Below are 4,311 nucleotides of genomic sequence, written 5' to 3'. Positions count from 1 at the left end.
CGTCCTGCAGTTCCTCGGCAAGTAATTCCATAACGCCCGGCCACCGGCGTCACGCAGACGCAGGTGGCCGGGCGAGGAGCGGAGTGGCCATCGAAATGGACGAGAGCACCGCGAGCATGACGTATGGCGCAGAGAACACCGCCCGGAGCAGCCAGCGCATCCGGGCAGTCGGCAGCGGCTGGAGCGGCATACGCTCCGCGGGGGACGCGAACGATGGGCCGACGAGCCGAGAGGCCATCAAGGCACTCATACGTGCTCCTTCGGGTCAGTCGCAAACAGCGGGATTCCGCCGAGCCATTCGAAACCACGGCGAACACCGACACCAGACCTCAAACGGGGTACGTGCATGTCCTCAAGTTGAGTGGCGAGAGAGACGGACCACTCTCGTCTCGGTGCGGGCACGATTTCGGTGTCAACGCGCCAGGCGCGCGTCCGTGGAAGCGAGCGGGTCATCTTGGCTCGGCTTACACGGTGGATTCGGAGCCGACTTCTTCACGGTTCGGGCGACGGTGGAAGACGGGCCGCAACCACCGGCGTCCTCCCTGACTCCGGTGCGCCGCCCATATGCCTGCGGCTGCTGAGGCCAACGCAGTACCCCCGGATTGATATTCGGGATATGATGCGGCTATGCCTGTTCCGAAGTCTCCGACCAGCCAGGGTCCTCGTCGTCTTCTCCGCGATGTCGTCTACGAGCAGATGCTCGAGGCGATCGAGAACGGCACGCTCGAGGCGGGGGAGCGCCTGAACGATGAGGAGCTCACGAGCTGGCTCGGTGTCTCCCGTACTCCGGTGCGGGAAGCGATCGCCCGGCTCGAGTCCGAAGGTCTCGTCGAGATGGCCGCGAACCGGTACACCCGGGTCGCCAGCCTCTCCGGCCCGGCGCACGACCAAGCAGCCATGCTCCTCGCTGCGCTGCACGCGTGGGCGATCGATCACGCCGGCGAGGCGACCGCTGATGCGCGGAAGACCGCGGCCGCTGCCGCGAGCAAGCTCACTGCCGGCGTCGACGCGCACGACGTCGACGCGTACCGGGGACTGCAGGACGCTGTCGCGGCGCTCATCGCAGGGTTCGACAACCCGCTCTACACGGCGACCGAGGCAGCGGTGCGTGGACGGGTGAAGTTCCACGCCCCTGCCACAGACGCGAACATCGACTGGGACGCGGCAGCTGCAACGGCTGGCGCCCTCGCAACGATCTGACCGCCGCCGCTCGGCAGCGGGCGCGACGCATCCCGGACTCTCGCTGATGCCATTCCGTCCCCTGGGCTGCGGTCTGGAGCAGGGGTCTCACCAGCTCCCGCGCGGGCCGGAGTCGAGACGAAGCTCCTCCGGCCCGTCAACACCGCCCAGTGGGCTCGTGCGGACCGTGCGTTGAGCGATCGTCTAACGAGACGCATGGCGGGTCGCGAGAACGCGACGAATCGGCAGAATGACCTGTATGCAGAAGATTTGGGATCCAGTCAGCTTTGGCAACCTCGAGCAAGGTCACCCCTACGAGTTCTTCAAGGCTGGCCAGGATCCGAACGAGGAAGACCTCGAGCCCCGATGGGAGGGGCCGGTGAAGGTGCAGCGTTCGACCGACTCAACGGCGCACGTCGGAGAGCACTCCTTCCTCGTGGAGTCCTCCGATTGGCAGCCGTGGCGGCGCCGCGGTGGCTACAAGAGTTCCGAGTTGAAAGCGACAACCTGACCCGAGTAGCGGCGCGACGACCCCGGGAAGCCGAACATCCGTCATAGAGTCCCCTCGTGACCGGACGCGAGTGGCCCCGAATTGACGTGTCGATGAGCCAGATCCGTCGGGCTGGTGGCACCCTTCGCAATCCCGCCGCGTCATCCGACGAGCGCTCCGCTGCTCGGAAGCTTGCCGGGCAGTGGCGTGCTGCTCACGCGTATCCGACGAATACGTGGCAGATCCGGGTCCGCAGGTACGTCAGTCACATTCCGGAGGCGCTAGTCGCTCAGAGGATGAAGCGACTTCCGTCGATCGAGGCGAAGCTGCAGCGGTTCAGGAACAGTCAGCTCCACAAGATGCAGGACCTCGGTGGAGTTCGTGTTGTGTTACCGAAGCTTGATGACGTTCGAGAGCTGGAGCGGAAGCTTCTCGATCGCCCCAACCGGCACACGCTCGTGAAGCACACCGACTACCTCATGCACCCGAAGGACGACGGGTACCGCTCAATTCACCTTGTTTACGCCTACGGCACCGCCAGTCCAGGACCGTGGGAGGGATACAGCGTCGAGATTCAACTGCGTACGAAAGCGCAGCACCTCTGGGCGACCGCGTTGGAAACCGTTGCGCTGTTTACAAATCAGAAGCTCAAAGCTGGTTCAGGGGATGACTGGTGGCGCAGATTCTTCGCGCTCATGAGTGCGGAGATCGCCACCGCAGAAGGCCTCCCTCTCACCCCGGGCACTCCAGACAGCAGCGAGGAACGCCGGAACGAGATCTGGGAGCTGGAGCTGCAGCACGAAATCCTCGCACGCTTGCGCGGCTTCCGGCACGTTGTGGCTGAGGTGAAAGAAGGGGTGGAGGGTGCCAGCTTCGTCCTTCTCGACCTGGACCTCAACGACTACATGTTGGAGACGACGGGGTTCTCGGACCGGGAGGAAGCGACCAGGGCGTACGCCGCACTAGAGGCTGAAACTCGTGGGGATGAGGATCGCGACGTGGTGCTGGTCGCCGTCGACGGCATCGGCGGCTTGGCAGCCGCTTACCCAAACTACTTCGTTGACCTTGACCAGTTCATCGACCTGACCATGTACGCAATGGCCGTCAAGCGCCCCGGCGAGGAAAACGGTTGGGCGTGGCTGAGCCACTGACTCGACCTTGATTGTCCCCTTATCGGGAAGGCTCCCCCTCGCCCATCCAACGCTGTTCAGCAGTGATATCAAGTTCTTCGGTGGGTGGCCACTGGGCAGCGTCCGCTGTGACGAACACCGTCACGTGGGAGCTGTCTTCGTACCCGAGTCCGTGAGTGCGGCGAGTGACGCGACCCGGGCGACCTGCCGATATGTTAAGCACCCGGTAGTAGGGGTGCTCCGTGGCGAGGTAGATACTGTCGCCCTCGCCAGGGAGGAACGCGACGGGAACCGTGGCCGGGCCCAGGTGGCCGACCCGTTCCTGCCCGTTCATCACTTCGAATACAACGTCGATCGTCGGAGTCTCCATGTGGCGACCTTACTCAGAGGCGAAGCGCGCAAGGTCTCCGATATTCGTGTGTTGTTTCGCGTCTGCTCCGCAGCGGGCGCCCTGCCTTCGCTTCGCTTCGTGCAGGCCATCGGATTGATCGTGGCTGAGTCGGTTGGACGGGTGCGGCGATCACACCGGCGAGGGGAACGAGCCGGCGGCGGCAGTGCTGAGCGCATTCCGGAAGGTCCGGTTGACGGGGTCCGCTTGGTTGAACCAGTTCAAGGAGTCGAGTTCCTGCAAGTTGTCCGTGGCGAGTGCCGGCCAGGTGGGGCCGATCGCGGCTGCATCCAGGGGGTTGGCGTACCCGATGGCTGAGCCCTTGACGGGGATGAGACGGTCTCCGAAGTGGGGAAGCGTCCCCCAGAGGCGGTGCCGGCCATTTTCGATCTGCTCCCACCACGGGTCGACCCGCACAGCCTCGGCATTGGAGAACCACGCGCGAACGATCTTGACTTCCGTCGGCGCCAAGGCGACGGGCAGAGTGAGCGTGACGTCGCCGTTGTCCGGGAACATCGGGTTGACTGTCGAAGCGTGCTTGGAGAGCTCGTCGCCGATGTCAGCGACGGCAGCGGCGATGTAGTCCCACCGCTGCTGCATAGCGTCGGGCCAGCGTGGACCACTCAGTCGATCGGACAGGTCCGGATCTTCATCCACCCACGCACAGAGGTCGGCGCTGGTGCCTCGCCATCAGAAGCGAGGGTGGGTCACGGTGATCGTCGTCATGGCTTCACGCTACGACTCATGCTTCACATTGAGGACGGCTGAACCCTTGGCGTGTCCACCGGCCAAGTAACTACGCTCACGTCTCGTGGACGATGAGCTCGAGGCGCTGCAGTGGCTCACCGTCGACGAACTCGCGGCCGAGCGTCGCCGTGTCATCAAGCGGTTGAACCTCCTCGATCACTCTGCGACCGGGTTCTGGGAGGCCGAGGCTGCGCTGCAGCGCACGCTGGCGCTGATCGGACTTGTGCAGGACGAGCGACGGCACCGCTGATCGCAGTGGCGAGCTAGGAACCGAGCGCAGCCTGCGCTGCCCTGCAGTTGGGGCACCAGTCGACGTCGTCTGTTGAGCAGTCCCACCCGTACGATTCCGCGTGGCCGCGCGCACCGTGGTAGCTGAC

The 4,311-nt window shown here is 64.6% G+C and carries 5 protein-coding genes; 4 read left to right on the top strand and 1 reads right to left on the bottom strand.

Annotated features, from left to right (window positions below; genetic code table 11):
- Positions 1-627 precede the first annotated feature (627 nt).
- From Q9R26_RS18500 to Q9R26_RS18490, 3 genes are all read left to right on the top strand, one after another.
- Positions 628-1,200, top strand: coding sequence for a GntR family transcriptional regulator (locus tag Q9R26_RS18500; RefSeq protein ID WP_311228195.1), 573 nt, complete (start codon positions 628-630; stop codon positions 1,198-1,200).
- Positions 1,201-1,438: 238 nt separating this feature from the next.
- Positions 1,439-1,690 (top strand): hypothetical protein, encoded by a 252-nt coding sequence (locus tag Q9R26_RS18495; RefSeq protein ID WP_311228194.1) that lies wholly within the window; start codon positions 1,439-1,441, stop codon positions 1,688-1,690.
- 56 nt (positions 1,691-1,746) lie between these two features.
- Positions 1,747-2,820 carry a RelA/SpoT domain-containing protein gene (locus Q9R26_RS18490; RefSeq protein WP_311228193.1) on the top strand — a complete coding sequence of 358 codons (1,074 nt, stop codon included), beginning with the start codon at positions 1,747-1,749 and terminating at the stop codon, positions 2,818-2,820.
- A gap of 499 nt (positions 2,821-3,319) precedes the next feature.
- Here Q9R26_RS18490 and Q9R26_RS18485 read toward each other — a convergent pair whose 3' ends face one another.
- Complete coding sequence (locus tag Q9R26_RS18485) at positions 3,320-3,787, bottom strand: hypothetical protein (RefSeq protein ID WP_311228192.1); 468 nt, start codon at positions 3,785-3,787, stop codon at positions 3,320-3,322.
- A gap of 211 nt (positions 3,788-3,998) precedes the next feature.
- Here Q9R26_RS18485 and Q9R26_RS18480 point away from each other — a divergent pair, with 211 nt between their 5' ends.
- The gene (locus Q9R26_RS18480; RefSeq protein WP_311228191.1) at positions 3,999-4,184 is read left to right on the top strand and encodes a hypothetical protein; all 186 of its coding nucleotides are present in this window, start codon (positions 3,999-4,001) and stop codon (positions 4,182-4,184) included.
- Positions 4,185-4,311: the final 127 nt, after the last annotated feature.

Source organism: Curtobacterium sp. BRB10 (genome assembly GCF_031844325.1).
Classification (GTDB): Bacteria; Actinomycetota; Actinomycetes; order Actinomycetales; family Microbacteriaceae; genus Curtobacterium; species Curtobacterium poinsettiae_A.
Note: the sequence above shows the minus strand (reverse complement) of the source record. Positions and strands in the feature narration are given on the sequence as shown.

Coding starts and splice junctions, on each gene's coding strand:
- Q9R26_RS18500 (WP_311228195.1), top strand. CDS start 628: ATGCCTGTTCCGAAGTCTCCGACCAGCCAGGGTCCTCGTCGTCTTCTC.
- Q9R26_RS18495 (WP_311228194.1), top strand. CDS start 1,439: ATGCAGAAGATTTGGGATCCAGTCAGCTTTGGCAACCTCGAGCAAGGT.
- Q9R26_RS18485 (WP_311228192.1), bottom strand. CDS start 3,787: ATGCAGCAGCGGTGGGACTACATCGCCGCTGCCGTCGCTGACATCGGC.